The sequence below is a fragment of the Pedobacter soli genome, from assembly GCF_900101435.1.
GTDB lineage: Bacteria > Bacteroidota > Bacteroidia > Sphingobacteriales > Sphingobacteriaceae > Pedobacter > Pedobacter soli.
Window position 1 is genome coordinate 145,875 of record NZ_FMZH01000007.1, and the last position, 17,315, is coordinate 163,189.

General features: G+C 40.2%; 16 protein-coding genes. 11 read left to right on the forward strand and 5 right to left on the reverse strand.

All coding sequences use genetic code 11. The features are described 5' to 3' along the window. Positions 1-118: 118 nt before the first annotated feature. On the reverse strand, positions 119-1,039 hold the full coding sequence (locus BLR37_RS16145; RefSeq protein ID WP_167356625.1) for a FecR family protein: 921 nt from the start codon (positions 1,037-1,039) through the stop codon (positions 119-121). Positions 1,040-1,237: 198 nt separating this feature from the next. On the opposite strand from BLR37_RS16145, the gene BLR37_RS16150 reads away from it, so the two are divergent. Genes BLR37_RS16150 through arsB form a run of 4 tightly spaced genes read left to right on the forward strand, consistent with a single transcriptional unit; the run spans position 1,238 to position 3,997 of the window. Then, positions 1,238-1,570, forward strand: a complete 333-nt coding sequence (locus BLR37_RS16150; RefSeq protein ID WP_090770310.1) for an ArsR/SmtB family transcription factor — start codon at positions 1,238-1,240, stop codon at positions 1,568-1,570. Between the two features lie 56 nt (positions 1,571-1,626). Continuing rightward, positions 1,627-2,472, forward strand: coding sequence for an arsenite methyltransferase (locus BLR37_RS16155; RefSeq protein ID WP_090770312.1), 846 nt, complete (start codon positions 1,627-1,629; stop codon positions 2,470-2,472). Between the two features lie 18 nt (positions 2,473-2,490). Continuing rightward, a complete protein-coding gene (locus tag BLR37_RS16160) occupies positions 2,491-2,907 on the forward strand; it encodes an arsenate reductase ArsC (RefSeq protein WP_090770314.1) in 417 nt (138 codons plus the stop codon). A gap of 1 nt (position 2,908) precedes the next feature. Further along, complete coding sequence (gene arsB, locus BLR37_RS16165) at positions 2,909-3,997, forward strand: ACR3 family arsenite efflux transporter (protein WP_090770316.1); 1,089 nt, start codon at positions 2,909-2,911, stop codon at positions 3,995-3,997. Between the two features lie 49 nt (positions 3,998-4,046). On the opposite strand, the gene BLR37_RS16170 is transcribed toward arsB, so the two are convergent. Beyond that, positions 4,047-4,547: a sigma-70 family RNA polymerase sigma factor gene (locus BLR37_RS16170; RefSeq protein WP_167356626.1), complete on the reverse strand. Its 501-nt coding sequence runs from the start codon at positions 4,545-4,547 to the stop codon at positions 4,047-4,049. 257 nt (positions 4,548-4,804) lie between these two features. On the opposite strand from BLR37_RS16170, the gene BLR37_RS16175 reads away from it, so the two are divergent. From BLR37_RS16175 to BLR37_RS16195, 5 genes are all read left to right on the forward strand, one after another. Further along, positions 4,805-6,409 carry a tetratricopeptide repeat protein gene (locus BLR37_RS16175; RefSeq protein WP_090770319.1) on the forward strand — a complete coding sequence of 535 codons (1,605 nt, stop codon included), beginning with the start codon at positions 4,805-4,807 and terminating at the stop codon, positions 6,407-6,409. Positions 6,410-6,671: 262 nt separating this feature from the next. Continuing rightward, positions 6,672-9,449, forward strand: coding sequence for a TonB-dependent receptor domain-containing protein (locus tag BLR37_RS16180; RefSeq protein WP_090770321.1), 2,778 nt, complete (start codon positions 6,672-6,674; stop codon positions 9,447-9,449). 23 nt (positions 9,450-9,472) lie between these two features. Continuing rightward, positions 9,473-10,732 carry a hypothetical protein gene (locus tag BLR37_RS16185; RefSeq protein WP_090770323.1) on the forward strand — a complete coding sequence of 420 codons (1,260 nt, stop codon included), beginning with the start codon at positions 9,473-9,475 and terminating at the stop codon, positions 10,730-10,732. 1 nt (position 10,733) lies between these two features. Continuing rightward, the gene (locus BLR37_RS16190) at positions 10,734-11,807 is read left to right on the forward strand and encodes a phytase (protein ID WP_090770325.1); all 1,074 of its coding nucleotides are present in this window, start codon (positions 10,734-10,736) and stop codon (positions 11,805-11,807) included. An 84-nt stretch (positions 11,808-11,891) separates the two neighbouring features. Then, the gene (locus BLR37_RS16195; RefSeq protein WP_090770327.1) at positions 11,892-13,061 is read left to right on the forward strand and encodes an ATP-binding protein; all 1,170 of its coding nucleotides are present in this window, start codon (positions 11,892-11,894) and stop codon (positions 13,059-13,061) included. A 106-nt stretch (positions 13,062-13,167) separates the two neighbouring features. On the opposite strand, the gene BLR37_RS16200 is transcribed toward BLR37_RS16195, so the two are convergent. Continuing rightward, on the reverse strand, positions 13,168-13,764 hold the full coding sequence (locus tag BLR37_RS16200; protein ID WP_090770329.1) for a GIN domain-containing protein: 597 nt from the start codon (positions 13,762-13,764) through the stop codon (positions 13,168-13,170). A gap of 289 nt (positions 13,765-14,053) precedes the next feature. Between BLR37_RS16200 and BLR37_RS16205 the strand changes: the two genes are divergently transcribed. After that, positions 14,054-14,719, forward strand: a complete 666-nt coding sequence (locus tag BLR37_RS16205; protein ID WP_090770331.1) for an FAD-binding oxidoreductase — start codon at positions 14,054-14,056, stop codon at positions 14,717-14,719. Between the two features lie 5 nt (positions 14,720-14,724). Here the strand turns inward: BLR37_RS16205 and BLR37_RS16210 are convergent, their stop codons facing one another. Then, positions 14,725-15,105, reverse strand: coding sequence for a winged helix-turn-helix transcriptional regulator (locus BLR37_RS16210; protein ID WP_090770333.1), 381 nt, complete (start codon positions 15,103-15,105; stop codon positions 14,725-14,727). A gap of 143 nt (positions 15,106-15,248) precedes the next feature. On the opposite strand from BLR37_RS16210, the gene BLR37_RS16215 reads away from it, so the two are divergent. Further along, a complete protein-coding gene (locus BLR37_RS16215) occupies positions 15,249-16,175 on the forward strand; it encodes a ClpXP adapter SpxH family protein (RefSeq protein ID WP_090770335.1) in 927 nt (308 codons plus the stop codon). 79 nt (positions 16,176-16,254) lie between these two features. Here BLR37_RS16215 and BLR37_RS16220 read toward each other — a convergent pair whose 3' ends face one another. After that, positions 16,255-16,851 carry a GIN domain-containing protein gene (locus BLR37_RS16220; protein WP_090770337.1) on the reverse strand — a complete coding sequence of 199 codons (597 nt, stop codon included), beginning with the start codon at positions 16,849-16,851 and terminating at the stop codon, positions 16,255-16,257. Positions 16,852-17,315: the final 464 nt, after the last annotated feature.

A 17,315-nucleotide genomic window follows, 5' to 3' on the forward strand; every position in this document is an offset into this window, starting at 1 on the left:
AGCCTGTTAGAATAGGCTTAAAATTCATAAATTTGTAATTGGTCATTGATTGTGAGAATTGATGGTAATATTAACTATCGGGGTGTTGGCGCACTTCCGGTAGTTTATTGTTTTGATTTTATTTATAGATTTCGATATACTTTTCTGCATTTCTGAAACGGTAGTCAGAGGCCCGTTGGATCAGTTGTAAAACCTGGGTTACGCTTTGCTTTTCAAACTTCCCGCTAATCGGATCATTGAGTAGACAGCTTACTTTAAAACGTAAGCCATACCTGTTTTCCAGGGTTTCCAGTACTTGCGGCATAGGGGTATTACTGAATTTAATCAGTCCTGATTTCCAGGTCATAACGGCATTGGTATCTATTCTAACAACTTCAGCAGTTCGCTGCAGTACCTTGTTAAACAAAAGTTGCTCGCCAGGTAAAAGCACGGTAAGCGGGCTGTTCTTCGCCTGAAAGCTTATTTTTCCCTGGGTAAGCGTAACTTCCATTAATGCAGCAGATTTTAGATTACGCACGTTAAAGCGTGTGCCCAGTACTTTAATTTCTCCACCGGCGCTTTTTACTACAAAAGGTTTTGTTACATCGTGTTTAACGGCAAAAAATACCTCTCCCGATAAAAGAGTCACTAGTCGGGTTTTTCCGGTAAATTGGCTGGGGTAGGCAATGCGGCTTCCGGGTTGAAGTTCAATTTTGCTGCTATCGGGCAACGTAATTAAAGTGGGTTGCCCATATGGGGCATTAAAAACAATGTTTTGAGGAAGGGGTTGCTTTTTGTTTACCAATAGGAACCCCAGCGCAAACACCACCGCAGCAGCAATAGCGCTGTAAGTAATCCAGCTTAATTTGTACTTTTTTGGCTGAGATGCTGTTTTCTCCAGTATAGCAGATAAGATTTCCTGTTTAACACCTTCCTGTTCAATGGTTAATGCTTCAGGGAAATTATCCTGTTCCAGCCAGGCTTCTACCTTTGCACACTCTGTGGGAGTACATTTCCCCTGAGCGTATTTATCCAGTAGTTCGCCATTAATATCTTCCATATTAATAACTACCATGAAGGTGCGCATACCCTACGCAAAAAGTAAAAAATATTTATCGGATATGTGATTTGTATCTCTTGATAGCAGTTTTTTAAATTGTTTAATAGCAGAATAAGGCGCAGAGATGAAAAATAAATGACAGAAAGATTTGTGGTCTTAAAACTATTAATCGTAATATTGCGATGTAGTAGTTTAAATATGGGTGCAACCAAAACAGATTTATTCACCAAAGAGCAGAATGATATGGCTGCTATGGCCAAAGCTTTAGCGCATCCTGCCCGGATTGCCATTCTGGAATATCTGGTAGCAAAGAATGTTTGCATTACCAGCACTTTTGTAGAAGAACTGGGCCTGGCACAGGCCACGGTATCACAACATCTTAAAGAACTGAAACTGGCCGGTATTATCCAGGGAAGCATTGAAGGAACCAGTGTATGCTACTGTATAAACCCCAAAATCTGGAAGCAGTACAAAGCACTGTTCAATAGCTTTTTTAAGGATGTAGCGCCTAATGGGCAGGATTGCTGCTAATATTTTTTTGACTTTAATTATCGCAATATTGCAATAATACAATTAATAAAATAGTTATGAGTACTGATAAAGAATTAAGGGAACTGGTAAAGCAAAAATACAGTGAGATAGCTTTACAATCAAAGGAAAATAACCAGGCTTCATGCTGTGGTTCGTCCTGCTGCTCTACAGAAGTGTACAACATTATGAGTGACGATTACTCCGAATTGGAAGGCTATAATGCAGATGCTGACCTCGGACTGGGCTGTGGCCTGCCGACTGCATTTGCTGCTATCAAAAAAGGTGATGTGGTGATCGATCTGGGGAGTGGAGCCGGTAACGACGCTTTTATCGCCCGCGCGGAAACCGGAGAAACGGGTAAAGTGATTGGCATTGACTTTACACCTGCCATGATCGATAAGGCGCGGGAGAACGCGGAAAAACTTAGCTTTCACAATGTAGAGTTCCGCCAGGGAGACATTGAAGCCATGCCCGTATCTGCAAATGTAGCTGATGTGATCGTGAGCAACTGCGTGCTAAATCTGGTACCCAACAAGGCCGGGGTATTTGAAGAAATCTTTCGCGTATTGAAACCTGGTGGCCATTTCAGTATCTCAGATATTGTACTGGAAGGTGAATTGCCAGCTGGTATCCAGAGTGCCGCTGAAATGTACGCGGGCTGTGTTTCAGGTGCTATCCAAAAGCAGGATTACCTGGGGCTGATCGATGCTGCCGGTTTTACAGCGGTAGTAATCCAGAAGCAAAAGCCGATCATAGTTCCAGACGATATATTGGGCAATTACCTATCTGCCGAACAGATTGCCGCTTTCAGATCATCTGGAACAGGCATTCATAGTATTACCGTATATGCGGAAAAACCGACGGAAGCAGCCGCTTGCTGCGCTCCGGGATGTTGTAGCTAAAACTTATCAAACAAAAATATGAAGAAAATCCTAGTACTGTGCACGGGCAATAGCTGCCGTAGTCAGCTTGCGGAAGGTTATCTGCGCTACTTTGCAGGAGATAAAGCGGAAGTTTATAGTGCAGGGGTAGAAACACACGGCCTGAATCCCCGTGCAATCGCAACGATGCAAGAAGATGGAATTGATATCTCCGGCCATACTTCCAATAACATGGATGAATACCATGATATCGATTTCGATTATGTGATCACCGTCTGCGATAACGCCAAAGAGCGCTGCCCATTCTTTCCATCAAAGGCGCAAAAGTTTCACCACAACTTTCCTGATCCGGCAAAAGCAACTGGAAGTGAAACCGAGGTTATGGAGCTGTTCAGGTCAGTCCGTGAACAGATCAAGGCATATAGCAAAGACTTTGTACAGCAAAACATAGGGTAAGATGAGCGCAAACAATTGTAGTCCGGCCGCAGAGCGAAAGAAACTGGGCTTTCTGGACCAGTATCTAACACTTTGGATCTTTCTGGCTATGGCAATTGGAGTAGGACTGGGTTATTTCATCCCGTCCTTCGCAAAATGGATCAATAGCTATAGCACTGGTACAACAAATATACCGCTGGCCCTTGGGCTGATTCTGATGATGTACCCACCACTGGCCAAGGTGAAGTATGAGCATATCGGTAAAGTATTCCGTAATTTCAAAGTACTGGGTACTTCACTGGTACTGAACTGGGTAATTGGGCCAGTGTTGATGTTTGTGCTTGCCCTGCTTTTCTTGAACGGTTATCCGGAATATATGACCGGACTGATTTTGATCGGGCTGGCGCGCTGTATTGCCATGGTGGTCGTCTGGAATGAACTTGCAGAAGGAAGCAGGGAATATGCAGCTGGACTGATAGCTTTAAACAGTATCTTCCAGGTGTTGCTATACAGTGCGTATGCTTACCTGTTTATTACCGTGCTTCCACCAATGTTCGGTATTACCGGTCTTGATGTAAATATCACTATCGGCGAGATAGCAAAGAGCGTTGGCATATACCTGGGCATCCCTTTTGCCGCTGGCGTAGTCAGCCGGTATGTGCTAATTGCCATGAAAGGTGAAAGCTGGTATCAGGATCGTTTTATTCCGCTTATATCTCCGGTTACTTTGATCGCGCTGCTATTTACCATTGTGTTCATGTTTAGCTTGAAGGGCGATTTAATCGTAAAGTTACCAATGGATGTGCTCCGGATTGCGGTACCGCTGTTAATCTATTTTGCGTTAATGTTTGTAATAAGCTTCTTTGCTGGTAAGAAAGTAGGTGCAGACTATTCTCAAAGTGCGTCCATCGCTTTTACCGCTGCCGGAAATAACTTTGAGCTGGCGATTGCTGTAGCTATCGGAGTTTTCGGGATCAATAGCGGCCAGGCTTTCGTAGGTGTGATCGGACCATTGGTGGAGGTGCCGGCATTGATTACATTGGTGAATCTCGCCTTCTGGTTCAGGAACAAATACTATTATCGCTCCGAAATGCGGGAAAATTTACAATAATCTAAAAGTAACAACTCCATAAAGGATGGTAAATTACACCCGATAAAATCTAAGCAGGGTGAAGGTTGCTTTTTAGCTCTTTTAGCGCCCTTGAAATATGTTTTTCGACGGTTTTTACAGCAATACCCATCTCATCGGCAATTTGCTTGTAGGTGAGGTTTTGTTCACGACTCAGCATAAAAATACTTTTCGAAGGCTCTTCAAGTTTAGCAATCATCATCTCCAGCTGTAAAGCAAGTTCCTTGTTAAGCAATATCGATTCGGGATTGTAGCGGCGAATTTCTGTATTGTCGCTATAATTGAGATCGGTAATCTCTTCAACATTCTTTTTGTTTCTGAAGTGGTTTAAAATCTGGTATTTGGTAGAACGCGCCAGGTATTTGGTCGCTTCCAGGTCGTTATCAAAAATTATACTTCTGGTCCAGATGGATAGAAAAATATCCTGGCAAATGTCTTTTGCTACAGCCTCATTAGCGCACATGGTAAGCGCAAGGCTATATACTTTGGCCCAGTGGAGATTAAAGAAACCTACAAATTCGCGATGATTCATGCCTGAATAAGGATATGTTGCAAATATAATCTTATTTAGACTTGTTACAAATAGTAGCTTAAATTTGTATTTAAAATCCATTTAATTCACTGGAAATGCTGAATCTTTTTTTGAATATAAAAAGCAACTTTTCTGACAGACCTTAAACAAAAATTACTTTCGTATTAATCTGGAATAAAGTAATCATTACATTTGTTTCTGTTCTTAACATTAAATTAACCTTTTCGCTCTTTCTTTGTTGAAAATTACTTTTCAGCATGATGAAATACATTTGTGCATTCCTGATATTTTTTCAGTTGTGCGCTGCTGCCGGTGCGCAGGAAAAAGAACCCGGGCAGTTTTTTGATCAACAATCTAAAAAACCAATCGAATCGCTTATCGAATTGAAGAAGATATATGCACAATCTATCGAGAACAACGATGCGATTTTAGAAGGGAAATGTTTGCAGCAAATGGGGAAGGTTTGCTACAGACAAGGCCATTTCAGACAGGCGCTCGACTTTTTCCTAAAAGCCGAAAAGATATTCAATAGTAACGATAAACCTTTGTTGCTCGGCGCAAACCTGAGCGATATTGGTGTACTGTACTATTATCTAAAACAGCCAGATAAAGCCATGAAAAATTATCTTCTGGCCTTAAATATTTATAAAAGAGAGCACAATGTAAAGGGGCAGGCTGCTATTTTCGGACAGATTGGCCAGCTTTACGAAAAACGTAACCGTTACGATAGTGCTTTTTACTATCAGAACCTGGCTTTAAAGGCAATCGAACGGACAAATGACATCAGTGGTGCTGCCAAAATTTACGAAAACTTAGGTAGCATTTACGAGGATTTAGAGCAGTACGATCTGGCTTATCAGCATTTTAAAAAATCACTCGATTTATACCAGAAAGATCGTAATGAACTGGGCAGTATAGAGGTAATTAATAACCTGGGCGATATTTTACGTAAAACAGGTAAATACCAGGCGAGTATTACAGAAACACAAAAGGCGATGAAACTTGCCAATAGAATGGGAAATATTTATCAGCTCGCTTCCTGCTGTCGTGATTTGGGGAAAGCTTACGAATTACTGAACCAAATGGATAGCGCTTACCACTATGTTAAGCTGGGTTACAAATATACCATCGATTTATATTCAGAAGATGGCGCCCGTCAGGTTGCCTTTTTGCAGGTGCTGTACGATATCAATAAAAAATCGGATGAAATTACCAGGTTGCAAAGCGATAAGAAGATCAACCGGGTGATTGCGTTTTCGGCCACCATTGTGGTGGTGTTAACCATTGTTTTGGGCTTTGTTATTTTTAGCAGGCAGCGCTTAAAATTAAAAGATCAGCAAATGCTGGCTAAACAGAAAGATATTCAGCACGATTTAACCAGTCTGGAGCTTAAAAACCTGCAATTAGAAGAGCAGCAGCTCAAACAGCAGCTCGAAGTAAAGAGCCGCGAGCTTTCTACGCATACCCTAAACCTCATTAAACACAATCAGTTTCTTGAAAATCTGCGCAATACACTACAAGCCATGGTTAAAGATGATAAACGCGATCAGAAACGGCAAATGAACCAGATCCTCACTGAGATTAACCAAAGTTTTAACCACGAGCGTAACTGGAAAGAGTTTACACAGGCTTTTGAGCAGGTGCACCATCAGTTTTTAGAACAGCTTAAAAAATTCAGCAGCGAACTTACCTCTGCTGACATGCGCTTAATAGCTTTGCTTAAAATGAATCTTGACTCAGCTGATATCGCCACTTTGCTGGGTATTTCTACCGATAGCCTGAGGGTTTCCAGATACCGGTTACGTAAGAAGCTGAACTTAGCGCAGGGCGATAATTTATCCGCTTTTATACAGGCACTTTAAGCGTTACAACCATGCAAATAAAATTGCTTTTTTATGTGTATTTGCTTGCTTAACAATTTGTTAATGTAACGGTAATAAAAGCATAATGGCGCTTCTGTTGCTGTTTAAGTATTTGATTTACAGTATTTTGTTCTTTTGTGTTGCTTTTCAGTATATGCCCATTGTAACGGTGTTGCCTTTATGTAACCCTGATAATTTTTGCATATAAACTGGCGTATACATCTTTGGCCCGTCAGTTAATAAAAAGACATTACCAAACAAAATGAACAAACTTTTACAAATTCTGTTTTTTCTTGTTTTTTGTGCGGGCACAGCCAACGCTACAAAAATAAAAGGGCACGTTTACGATAAACAAACCGGCGAGGCCATCGTTGGCGCAACCGTAGTACTCGATAATCCCAGAAGGGTAACCAATACCGGTCTTGATGGAACTTTTGAGTTTAAATGGGTATCTACCGGTTCTGCCAAAATCAGTGTAAGCTACATCACCTACAAAACCATTACAAAAACCATCACGGTGGAAAAAGAGGACAATGATCACCTGAAATTTTATATGGAGAGTGATTCTAAAAGCCTTGATGATGTAACCATCCAAACCAATGCGGTAGCTTCTACAGATCAGGGAGCACGTCGCCTGGAGAAAAATTCGACTCAGATTATGAACATCGTATCGGGCAAAGCCATTGAAATTTCTCCTGATTTAACGGTAGCCAACATTACGCAGCGTGTTTCAGGTGTTTCTATCGAGCGCAATAGCAATGGCGACGGACAGTACGCCATCCTGCGGGGTATGGACAAGAGATACAATTACACACTGGTAAATGGTGTGAAAATTCCAAGCCCTGATAACAAATACCGTTACGTACCGCTTGATTTATTCCCGGCAGATTTATTAGATCGCTTAGAAGTTTATAAAACCCTTACCCCAAATCTGGAAGGCGATGCCATTGGTGGCGCCATTAACATGGTGATGAAAAACGCACCAGGAAAATTCCAGGTAAATGCAAATGTTTCAACAGGTTATAGTCAGTTGTTTATCGACCGTAAATTTGCGAGCTACGATGCATCAGCCATTCAGTATAAATCGCCTTACGAGCTAAATGGAAAAAATTATAATGCTACGCAGAACGATTTTACCAAAGGAACGCTGGATTATAAATACAAAAGCCCTGCGCCTAATTTAATTGGAAGCTTATCAGTAAGCCAAAGGTTTTTAGACAATAAGCTAGGTGTGGTTTTGGCAGGAAGTTACCAAAATACTTACCGTGGCAGCAACAGTACTTTTTACAATAATGCAGTAGCTGGTACCGATGCTTATGCGGTAATTACCAGTAAAAGCTACCGTGAGTTTTCTGAGCAACAGCAACGTACCGGCTTACACGGAAAGGTCGATTATTCATTTAACAAAAAACACCAGTTAAGCCTTTACAATGTGTACGTTAATTTAAAAAACCAGCAGCTTAGAGATGCGGTAAGCACCACGTATAATGGTGTTTACAATCCTACAGCCGGAAATGCAGAGCTGGTTTACGATACGCGTAGCCGTTTAACCGAGCAGCAGATTTACAACAGTACCCTGCATGGTGGTCACAAATTTTTCGACGATAAATTCAAAGTGCAGTGGTCGGCAGTTTATTCATCTGCTAAAAACGATGTCCCCGAAAATACCAGCATCAGCTTAAACGGAATCGAACAAAATTTCCAGCGTACACGAACCAGTTTAGTGAATACCAATCCGGTAACCCGCCGTTGGGAACGCAACACGGATGAGGATATCGCTGGTTATCTCGACCTTAATTACCATTTTACTTTGGGTGAGAACAAACTCGATATCATGGCAGGTGGTTTATACCGTGATAAACAAAGAAGCAGTTTCTTTAATAATTATAACCTGGCGCCAAGTGCTGCTGATGCAAAAAAGCTGTACGGTGTAGATTTTCAAAGTTATACAGATTTAAACCTGGTGGTGAGCAATCCAACGGGTGCCGTAGCCAATTCACTTACTTATGATGCTTCAGAAAAAATTGCCGCGGGTTACGGAATGTTTAAATACAGCTCGGCTAAACTTGAGCTAATTGGAGGTGCACGCGTAGAACATACCAATCAAGGTTATAATCTGCTTTTCCCTGCAGGAGAAACTTATCCGAAAGGAAACCAGGTATATACTGATGTTTTACCAAGCTTAACCGCGAAGTATTTTTTGAGTGATAAAGCACAATTACATGCTTCGTATTACAAAGCATTAAACCGTCCGGGTTTTTACGAAATTGTACCTGGCAAAGTGGTTAATGAAGAGTTTCAGGAGCGCGGAAATCCAAACTTGCAGCGTGCGCTGGCTGATAACTTCGATTTGCGCTACGAACTTTTTCCAGGCGCATCCGAGCAATTGTTAATCGGTACTTTTTACAAGCGTATCAAAAATCCGATCGAATATACTTTCCAGGCTGATGCCGTTCGCGGACAGGATATTTATTATACTCCGGGTAATTTTGGTACAGCTAATAATTATGGTGCTGAGGTCGATTATATCAAATATTTCAGTAAAATCGGTGTTAAAGCAAACTATACCTATACCCACTCGCGGATTGTAACACCTAAAACAACCCGCACCATTAACCCGACAACTGGCGATATTCAGGCGCTTTCTGTTGATCAGGAACGCCCGCTTTACGGACAGTCTGAGCATATTGCGAATTTATCCGTGTTATTTAAAGATACCAAAAAAGGCTGGGATGCACAGCTTGCAGCTGCTTATACCGGTTCGCGGATCAATACTGTTTCACAGTTCTTAAACAACGATTTGTGGCAGAAAGGTTTCGTGCAGATGGATGCTTCGGTTGAGAAAAGATTTAAAGGCGGAATCAGTGTTTTTGTTAAAGGCAATAACATCTTAAATACACCTGCAAAATTATTCATCAAAGGCACCAACCCTGAAAATAACAAAATCAACGAAGATTTGGTAAAAGACGGTAACACCTTGATCAGGAGTGATTATTATGGCCAGAACTATTTAGTTGGCTTCAGATATAAGTTTAATTAATTGAATTTTAAAAAGATAAAGACATGAAATCGAATCAGATTTTTAAACTACTTATGCTTGCCCTGCTTGCTCTGGCAGGATGCGAAAAAGCCAATATTGATGTAGATACTACCGCAGTAGATGGCTCGGCCATTGGAGAAGTTTCAGGTGTTTGGGCTAAGGGAAGTACGCAGGTAATTAAAGGCGATATTGTTATTCCTGAAGGAAAATCGTTGACCATTGAAGAAGGAGTTACTGTTTTAATGGATACGCTTGCCAAGCCCGAAATTATTGTGAAAGGTAATTTATATGCGTTGGGAACTGCCGAGAACCCGGTTAAATTTACCGTAAATGAGTTTTATAAAACGGCACAAAAGAAATTCGGTAAACTTTGGGGCGGTATTTTGGCTGGCCCAACCTGCGAAGAGCTGGTTTTAGACCACGCCATTATCGAATATGGTGGTTCTACCACCTCCGATGCTTCAACTTCGGTTAAAATGGGACTTTACAAGGCCGTAGCCGGCGAAAATCTTCCGGCACTCTGGTTTGCCAATGCCAAAGGCAGATTAGTGGTACAAAACAGTGTCTTCCGTAATCTGCAGGAAGATTGTACCTATATTGAGGGCGGAAAGATCATTTTTGCCAACAATGTATTTTATACTACAGGTGTAACCGGTGGTGAGGCCATGAACTTTAAATCAGGCTGTTTAGCTGATATTGCTTATAACCTGGTTTACAGTACCAATACTAATGCACTGAAACTATCAAACACCGGCGATAAAACACCACAAACTTATATTATTGCTTACAACAATACCTTGGTTAATACCGGGTGGAGAAGGCCAACTGCAAAAGGTGGATCGGTATGGATGGAAAGCACTGTGCGCGCCGATTTATACAATAACCTTTTTGCCAACACTCGTTTTGGCGTGAAAAGAGATCCTAAAAAGCCTGAGGATGCCCGTTCTGCCTATAGCAATAACTGGTATTACGGATACGATCAGGCTACTGTTAATCAGTTTCAGCCGGGTGGCGATATTATTGGCGGTAAAAATGATGTAATTGGCACTACTGCTGGTGCCAACGACCCTAAATTTGTTAATTATCCGGTAAATACTGCAGTTAGCAATGCCGATTTTAACACCGCCTGGGATTTCCACCTACAGGGGAATTCGCCGGCTTTAGGTAAAGGCATCACCAACTTTACCCGTCACCATGCCGCAGGCATTGTAATGAAAAATGGAATTACTTATATCTCACCTGCGCCGGCTACTTTTGTAGGCGCTTACGGTACTAAAATTTAAAATGAAGAATAGAATAATTATACCCTTTGCAGCAATTGCAATTTTAACCCTGTGCTTTTCTTGTAACGGAACAGCGCAAAAAGCAGATAATACTGCAGTAAAACCACTTTACGTTTCAGAGCCGGTTGATTTTGATACCGACGATCCCGCCATCTGGGTTAACCCGGCAGATGCCGCACAATCTTTGGTAATTGGTACCGATAAAGATGCAAACGGAGGATTATATGTTTTTGATCTCAAAGGAAAAATCATCAAATCGAAAACAGTTAAAGGTTTGCAACGACCCGATAACGTTGATATTGCTTACGGATTAAATCTGGGAGGAAAAAAAACAGATATCGCCGTTACCACCGAAAGATTGAGTCATAAACTCCGGATTTATTCCCTTCCGGATATGAAACCGATTGATAACGGTGGTATTCCGGTTTTTGTTGGAGAAACCGGTGCAGAGTACCGCGATTTAATGGGTATTGCCATGTATACTGATCCGAATGGTAAAATATATGCCATTGTTGGCCGTAAAACCGGACCAAAAACAGGTTACCTGTGGCAATATTTGTTAAGCGATGACGGTAATGGCCATGTTAAAGCCGATTTAGTGAGGAACTTTGGAAGTTACAGCGGCAAAAAAGAAATTGAAGCCATTGCTGTTGATAATGAACTTGGCTATGTGTACTACTGCGATGAGCAATTTGGTGTACGTAAATATTATGCCGATCCGGCTAAGGGCGATAAAGAGCTTGCCTTATTTGGTCAGGGGGACTTTGCCGTTGACAACGAAGGCATAGCCATTTATAAAACTGCCGGAAACAAGGGTTATGTATTGGTATCTGACCAGGGCGCAAGGCAGTTAAAAGTATACAGCAGGGAAGGCAAGGCAGATGCTCCGAATCAGCATCCTTTAATAGCTACCATAAAATACACTGCCAATCAAACCGATGGAATTGATGTAGTATCGGTACCTTTAAATGCCGATTTTAAACATGGTTTGCTGGTAGCAATGAGCGACGATAAAACTTTTCATTTTTACCGTTGGGAAGATATTGCGGGTAAGAAATTGGCGATTAATCCATAAATGGTTTAGAGAATGTAAACTGTATTTACCGAGTAATATTCAAATTAAATTTGAATATTACTCGGTAAAATTGTATTTTTGGGTATGATCGAACGTAAAATACAAGGTGAACTGGCAGAGTTGCTTAAAATATTTCCAGCAGTAGCTTTACTGGGACCAAGGCAAGTGGGAAAAACCACACTAGCCCGCGAACTGCTAAAAAGTACTTTACACGATGTAGTTTATTTTGATCTTGAAAATGATAATGATATTTTAAGAATGAAAGATCCTGGGTTTTTGTTTGAACAATATAAAGAATCCTGTATCGTTCTTGATGAAATTCAACGTGTACCGGATCTTTTTCGTCAATTAAGACCAATTATAGATCAGCATAGGATTGCAGGTAGGTTTATACTTACTGGTTCAGCTTCTCCGGTCTTGGTCAAAGGAGTATCTGAGTCTTTAGCTGGGCGCATTGCTTTTGTTGAAATGTCTCCTGTTAATTTATTGGAAGCAATCGATAGTGGGATTTCTCAGGAACAACATTGGTTTAGAGGTGGGTTCCCTACCGCACTTACCAGTGTAACCGATCAACAGTTTTCCTTATGGGCTGAAAATTTTATTAAGGCATATATAGAACGTGATCTAAACCTTCTTTTTGGGGTTAATCTTTCCGAAGTACTCATCCGTAATTTTTGGTACATGCTGGCAGCAAACACAGGAAGTATCTGGACTGCAGAAAACTATGCCAGAGCGTTAGGGGTGAGCAGTACAACCATAAAGCGATATCTGGATTTTATGGAGGGTGCTTTCATGGTTAGGCAATTACCAGCATGGTATATCAATGTGGGAAAACGTGTTGTAAAGGCACCTAAAGTTTATATTCGGGACAGTGGCTTACTGCATCAGTTAAACCGAATCAAAAGTAGTGCTGAGCTTCCTTTAAATTTGATTGTTGGTGCTTCATGGGAAGGTTATGTGATTGAGCAAATTTATCAATTAAAGCCAAAAGGACTAGAAATGTATTATTACCGTACGCAACATGGAGCTGAATGTGATCTTATATTAGTAGATGGTGTTAAGCCTGTTGTGGCTATAGAAATTAAATATGCCGCTGTTCCTTCGCTTTCCAAAGGTTTTTACAATGTTTTAGAGGATCTGGCGATCGAAAAGGCATTTGTAGTTACTCCGGGTGAAAAAGAGTTTAGTTTGGATGAAAAAATAAAGGTAAGTGGCTTGCAGTTTTTCTTAAAAAACATTCTAAACAAATTATAAAACCATTTATTTTAAGTGACGTGATTAAATAACTGGTTTAACAGTATAAAACACAACAAAAAAAGCGGCCAGGGCCGCTTTTTTCATTATCTAAATCTTCGGGGGCTTATTTAGCTAAAGCTGCGGTTCTTTCAGCAACTTCTGGTGTATTCATTTCTGTTTTTGCTGCTGCGAAGCGATCTAAATTTAATTTAGGTGTGCTTCCCATTACCAGGCTGTGGTTTTCAGTTGTTCCGCTTAATTTTAAATCTGCACGATCTGAAATTACAGTGTAAAGGCTTTCAGTTTTCGAATCGATTTTAGCTACTGCATTTCCGCTTAAGAATACCTGAAGGTTGGTTACATTTAATTCACCTGCTGTTTTTACTACTGCATCATCAGATGCCATTACGCGGTAAATGCTTTTTACGTAAACGGTAACTTTAGCTACCTCGTTATCTGCCGAAGTAATTTTTAACGCTGTTCCATCCTGAATCACTTTTACTTTTCCGCTATTGTCGTCAGCATAGCTAATGCCTTCTTTACCGTTCTGGATGAGGGTAACTTCTACATTTCCGTTTACCACTACTTTATCGAAGTTTTTAGGAGCAGAGATTTTAACAGGTTGTTTTTCGGTAGCCATTACAGTTGTAGAAAAGATTGAAGTGCTTAAAACAACAGCTGCCATTAATGATTTTGCTAGGGTTGAGAATGAAGTTTTCATAATATCTTGTTTTATAGTTTTAAATAATAATTTGTGAATGTTTTGATAATAAGACGTCGCTTTTTGGCAAACGTTTCACTGGTTTTGGCCGTATTATACCAACGGCTGTAACTTCTCGACGAACGCCCTTTTAAACCGGGCGAAAAATGACTGGTCTGACGAAAAAATAGACGCCGTTTAATCACTTATTGCCTACGGTTAACCGATAAATGCATAAAACCAATAAAATAATTCGCATTTTTATAAAGAGAAAACAATCAGGTTTATTTACCAGTTAAAAATATAGGTTATGGAATTTACAGTTCGTATTAACGCAATTTCGCAGGTAACACACAACGTAAAATGTCTTCGTTTTGAGAAGCCAGAGCACTATCATTTCGTTCCGGGGCATGCAACAGATGTATCCATCAATAAACCTGATTGGGTTGAGGAAAAACGGCCATTTACCTTTACCGCTTTAGCAGATAAACCCTATCTGGAATTTACCATAAAATCTTATATCGATCATGATGGGGTTACCAATCAGATCGACCAGCTTAAGGTGGGCGATGAATTGGTGATTTCCGATTCATGGGGAGCCATTGAGTATACGGGCGAGGGCTGTTTTATTGCTGGGGGTGCCGGGATTACACCTTTTATTGCTATTCTGAGACAGTTGCATCAGGATGGCAAAGCAAAAGGCAATAAACTGTTTTTTTCGAATAAAACAGAAGCCGATATCATTTACAAAGAGGAGTTAACAGAAATTCTTGGTGAAGACGTTGTTTTTTTAGTGAGCAGCGAGACATCCAATCGCTATCAAAACGCACGCATTAACGAAGCTTTCATCAATGCCAATATCAAAGATTTCAATCAACCATTTTATATCTGTGGCCCTGATTTAATGATCGAAGAGATTTCTGATATTTTGGTAAATAAAGGTGCAAACCCCGATAGGGTCGTTTTCGAAAAGTGAGGAATTTATGAGTTGGGCAAATCGCTTGCCTTTTCGTGAAGCGAATTTCTGTAAGCAGTTCCCCATTTGGCAATTTCATCTATAATGGGTTTCAGTGTGCTGCCATACTGTGTAACTTCATATTCTACCGTAATGGGCTTGGTATTTAAAACAGTACGACTAACCAGTTGGTTTATTTCCATATCTTGTAATTCTTTCGAAAGCATTTTCGCAGCTATACCGTCTACTTCGCGCAGTAAATCCATAAAACGCATTTTACCACCCTCGAGTAAAGTACCCAGGATGTGAAACTTCCATTTTCCCGATAAAATCTCCATAGTATCTTTAATGGCAGTTATCCGTACTTTGCAAATGCTGGTGTTATTTACAGTCTGGTTTTTCTTCATCAATTAATTTTCCTCATTCGGTTATGCCATAAAACTAGCAAAACTCCAGATGGTTTCCAATGGGTAAGTAGTTTCCAATAGGTAACTGATAACGTTTGTAAAGCAGGGCTGTTTTAACTTTGTATTCAGAAAACGGATAAGAAATGTCAAACGATAACACGAAAATCAACCCATTGTTGTGCAATCCAGAAACAGGTATTTGCGAAATGCCAGATTTAGGCGACGAAAAATTAACTTCAATTGAATTTCAGTCGAATACCAAGTCAGTTAAGGTGGTTTATTTTACAGATCCGATTTGCTCTACCTGCTGGGGGATTGAACCTCAGCTTAGAAAGCTAAAATTGGAGTATGGCGACAGTATTGAAATTGAATATCGCATGGGGGGATTATTGCCCGATTGGAGTTACAACAGTGGTGGAATCAGTAAACCATCTGATGTAGCCCACCATTGGGATGAGGTAAGTGCTTATTATGATATGCCTATTGATGGAGATGTTTGGCTGGAGGATCCGCTCGATTCTTCTTACCCACCCTCAATTGCTTTTAAAGCGGCACAATTGCAGGACAATAAAAAGGCTATTTTGTTTTTGCGGGCAATCAGGGAAATGGTTTTTATGGAGAAAAAGAATATTACTAAATGGGAACACCTGGAACTGGCGGCTACAAAATCAGGATTGGATACTGTTCAGTTGAAATTAGCTATGGAAGGGCAGGCAAAGAAAGATTTTGAGGAAGACTTAAAATTAGCGCGGGTTTATGGCGTAAGAGGTTTCCCTTCTTTGTTTTTCGAGGGAGATAACGGCTCAAAGGAATTTGTTTATGGCGCTAAACCCTATGCTTATTATGAAACGGCTGTGTTAAAGTTATATCCAGAAGCTGAAAAAATAATTTATAACAAAAGCTGGGAAACACTTTTTGGCAAATATGCTTCACTTACTGCTAAAGAATTTTCTGAACTTTCAGGAACGGCCCGAAGCGAAAGCGAACAATTGTTGGACAATCTGGTTATAGCAGGAAGTTTAGAAAAATTAACAACCAAAAACGGCAGTATCTGGAAGCTAAGAGCTTAATTGCTTGGATTAAAAGTATAGGATACATAGAAACAAAAAAAGCGGCTCATGCCGCTTTTTTTGTTAAATCTTCGGGTGCTTATTTAGCCAAAGCTGCGGTTCTTACAGCAACTTCTGGTGTGTTCATTTCTGTTTTGGCAGCTGCAAAACGATCTAAGTTTAATTTTGGGGTGCTTCCCATTACCAGGCTGTGATTTTCGGTTGTTCCGCTTAATTTTAAATCTGCACGATCTGAGATTACAGTATAAAGGCTTTCAGTTTTTGAGTTAATTTTAGCAGTTGCATTTCCGCTTAAGAATACCTGAAGGTTGGTTACATTTAATTTGCCATCAGTTTTTACTACTGCATCATCAGATGCCATTACGCGGTAAATGTTTTTTACATAAACAGTAACCTTAGCTACCTCGTTATCTGCTGAGGTAATTTTTAGTGCGCTACCATCCTGAATTACTTTTACTTTTCCGCTATTGTCATCAGCGTAGCTAATACCTTCTTTACCGTTCTGGATCAGGGTAACTTCTACATTTCCGCTTACCACTACTTTATCGAAGTTTTTAGGAGCAGAGATTTTAACAGGTTGTTTTTCGGTAGCCATTACAGTTGTAGAAAAGATTGAAGTGCTTAAAACAACAGCTGCCATTAATGATTTTGCTAGGGTTGAGAATGAAGTTTTCATAATATCTTGTTTTATAGTTTTAAATAATAATTTGTGAATGTTTTAATAATAAGACGTCGCCTTGCAGCAAACGTTTCACGGGTTTTGGCCGTATTATACCAACGGCTGTAACTTCTCGACGAACGCCCTTTTAAATCGGGCGAAAAATGACTCGTCTTTTCAGAAAATATGCTTATTTGATAAAAACTGCATGCAAAATGATTCTAGTTCTTTTAAAAGGGTGACTTAAATCATTCGATTTCCAGAGGAGGAAAGGTAATGGGGGTGAGAGATGTAAATCCAGGCATGTCATGTAGCTAATACGAATGATTTTAAAAAAGAATTATACTTATATGCATATAGTTTAATCTTGTAAGTTAATTCTTATATGTATAAGCATATATTGTAGTTCAAGTTTAGTAGACTCCAAGAACTAAATAGGGGTGTTTGCTAATATATTGGGCAAACCAAATTTTCGATTTCTT

Bases quoted from the DNA above. Each gene is read 5' to 3' on its own strand.
- BLR37_RS16145 (WP_167356625.1), bottom strand. From the start codon at position 1,039: ATGGAAGATATTAATGGCGAACTACTGGATAAATACGCTCAGGGGAAA.
- BLR37_RS16150 (WP_090770310.1), top strand. From the start codon at position 1,238: ATGGGTGCAACCAAAACAGATTTATTCACCAAAGAGCAGAATGATATG.
- BLR37_RS16155 (WP_090770312.1), top strand. From the start codon at position 1,627: ATGAGTACTGATAAAGAATTAAGGGAACTGGTAAAGCAAAAATACAGT.
- BLR37_RS16160 (WP_090770314.1), top strand. From the start codon at position 2,491: ATGAAGAAAATCCTAGTACTGTGCACGGGCAATAGCTGCCGTAGTCAG.
- arsB (WP_090770316.1), top strand. From the start codon at position 2,909: ATGAGCGCAAACAATTGTAGTCCGGCCGCAGAGCGAAAGAAACTGGGC.
- BLR37_RS16170 (WP_167356626.1), bottom strand. From the start codon at position 4,547: ATGAATCATCGCGAATTTGTAGGTTTCTTTAATCTCCACTGGGCCAAA.
- BLR37_RS16175 (WP_090770319.1), top strand. From the start codon at position 4,805: ATGATGAAATACATTTGTGCATTCCTGATATTTTTTCAGTTGTGCGCT.
- BLR37_RS16180 (WP_090770321.1), top strand. From the start codon at position 6,672: ATGAACAAACTTTTACAAATTCTGTTTTTTCTTGTTTTTTGTGCGGGC.
- BLR37_RS16185 (WP_090770323.1), top strand. From the start codon at position 9,473: ATGAAATCGAATCAGATTTTTAAACTACTTATGCTTGCCCTGCTTGCT.
- BLR37_RS16190 (WP_090770325.1), top strand. From the start codon at position 10,734: ATGAAGAATAGAATAATTATACCCTTTGCAGCAATTGCAATTTTAACC.
- BLR37_RS16195 (WP_090770327.1), top strand. From the start codon at position 11,892: ATGATCGAACGTAAAATACAAGGTGAACTGGCAGAGTTGCTTAAAATA.
- BLR37_RS16200 (WP_090770329.1), bottom strand. From the start codon at position 13,764: ATGAAAACTTCATTCTCAACCCTAGCAAAATCATTAATGGCAGCTGTT.
- BLR37_RS16205 (WP_090770331.1), top strand. From the start codon at position 14,054: ATGGAATTTACAGTTCGTATTAACGCAATTTCGCAGGTAACACACAAC.
- BLR37_RS16210 (WP_090770333.1), bottom strand. From the start codon at position 15,105: ATGAAGAAAAACCAGACTGTAAATAACACCAGCATTTGCAAAGTACGG.
- BLR37_RS16215 (WP_090770335.1), top strand. From the start codon at position 15,249: ATGTCAAACGATAACACGAAAATCAACCCATTGTTGTGCAATCCAGAA.
- BLR37_RS16220 (WP_090770337.1), bottom strand. From the start codon at position 16,851: ATGAAAACTTCATTCTCAACCCTAGCAAAATCATTAATGGCAGCTGTT.